Annotated in this window: 1 protein-coding gene; it reads left to right on the top strand. The window is 54.3% G+C overall.

The window, feature by feature from the left end; genetic code table 11:
* Nucleotides 1-565: 565 nt before the first annotated feature.
* Nucleotides 566-1,834, top strand: a complete 1,269-nt coding sequence (gene ltrA, locus AACY49_RS29485; protein ID WP_339527690.1) for a group II intron reverse transcriptase/maturase — start codon at nucleotides 566-568, stop codon at nucleotides 1,832-1,834.
* Nucleotides 1,835-1,905: the final 71 nt, after the last annotated feature.

Below are 1,905 nucleotides of genomic sequence, written 5' to 3'. Positions count from 1 at the left end.
CCACGCAACCGCGTGAAGATTTTGTATTGGGGTGTGTCACGAACGCTGGCGTAAGCCAGCGATGCTCTATCAAAGATGGGAGTAGGCCTCCCGGAGTCTGCTTGCAGGAGCTGGCTTCAAACCGCCCGGTGCTGCTGCGTTCAAAAGGCGTGGTGGTGAGCGACCGTTGGAAAAGGCGCCGATAACGGCGTCAGGTACGTATTGAGAAGATGAGCGAAAGCAAACCGTCCGAAGACGCATCGTTAAATATTCAAGTGCTGTCAAAACTGAGGTCGCCCAGTAGCCTCAGGACCAGTCTGGAGGATACCTGTCTACTGTCCAGATGGCAGCCGGTGTATAGGCGGCATGAGCTCAATACAGGCTTTGATAGGGAACGTGAGAACCTCGCCTTTGATGCCAAGGGAAATGACAAGCGGCTACCACCGCAAGGAAGAATACCGATGCAAAGGTCGAGGGGCGGAGCCATTCGTAGTAGTGATGAAGTTCTTGTAATGAGAATGGAGCGAAGGGATGGCGTTGCCCAGCTCGCTTGTGTCGTCAACCGGCTTCGGCGGGGAGGAGCGGCATGAGTGCAGCAAAGTCGTACAGCATTTCCAAACTGACAGTTTGGGAGGCCTTCCAGCGAGTGAAAGCCAATCGAGGAGCCGCTGGGATAGATGAACAGTCTATTGCCCAGTTCGAGCAGAAGCTGCAACGCAACCTGTACAGGGTTTGGAACCGGATGTCATCGGGCTCCTATTTTCCGCCCGCGGTACGGCAGGTGGAAATTGCGAAGCAATCAGGAGGCAAACGCAAGCTGGGTATTCCAACAGTCGCTGACAGGGTGGCTCAGACAGTGGTCAAGCTTCTTGTAGAACCTGGTCTGGACAGGCTGTTTCATCCGGACTCCTATGGATACCGGCCTGGAAAGTCAGCCAAACAAGCGGTGGAGATCACTCGCAGGCGCTGCTGGAATATGAATTGGGTGGTGGAGTTTGATATCAAAGGGGCTTTTGATCACATCGATCATGAACTGCTGCTCAAGGCGGTTAGGCATCATGTGAAGGATGACTGGATTGTGCTGTATATCGAGCGGTGGCTTAAAGCGCCGTTTGAAATGGCTGATGGTATTCAGGTACCGCGTGACAGCGGTACACCCCAAGGTGGGGTGATCAGTCCTTTGTTGATGAATCTGTTCATGCACTATGCATTCGATGCCTGGATACAACGGACGTTTCCGGGCTGTCCATTTGCACGCTATGCCGACGATGCGGTGGTTCATTGCCGCAGTGAAAAGCAGGCATGCGAGGTCATGGCGGCAATCAAGGTGCGCTTGGAGGCGTGTCTGCTGACCCTGCACCCGGATAAGTCGAAGATTGTTTATTGCAAGGACAGTAACCGTAAAGCTGCTTACCCAAGCACGCAGTTCACGTTTCTGGGATTTACCTTCCGGCCACGGGTGGCATGGGGCAATCATGGGCGCCGTTTTACCAGCTTCCTGCCCGGTGCGAGTAACGAGGCTTTGAAACGGATGCGTCAACAAACTCGCAGCCGGAATATCCAGCGGCAAACACCGGCCAGCCTTCTGGAGTTGTCAAAGCAGTACAACTCCACGCTTCGTGGGTGGTGGAACTACTATGGAACTTTCTACAAAACGGTGATGCGCAGGGTCTTCAATCACTTTGACTTGAAGTTACAGCGCTGGGCCCGTCAGAAGTACAAACCACTCGCGGGGCACAGGCGCCGCAGTGCTGACTGGCTCAACCGGATGAAGAAGGCCTGTCCATCGTTGTTCGTGCACTGGCATGTCTATGGAAATGAGGTTCGACCGGGCAACGGGAGCCGTATGAGTTGAGAGGCTCACGTACGGTTCTGCGAGAGGCTGAAGGTGAAACTCCTACGGCCTACTTACCAACGCAACGGCTT

It is taken from the genome of Pseudomonas sp. EL_65y_Pfl2_R96, assembly GCF_963970905.1.
GTDB lineage: Bacteria > Pseudomonadota > Gammaproteobacteria > Pseudomonadales > Pseudomonadaceae > Aquipseudomonas.
The sequence above is the reverse complement of the archived record's forward strand: the minus strand, read 5'-3'. Positions and strand labels throughout refer to the sequence as shown.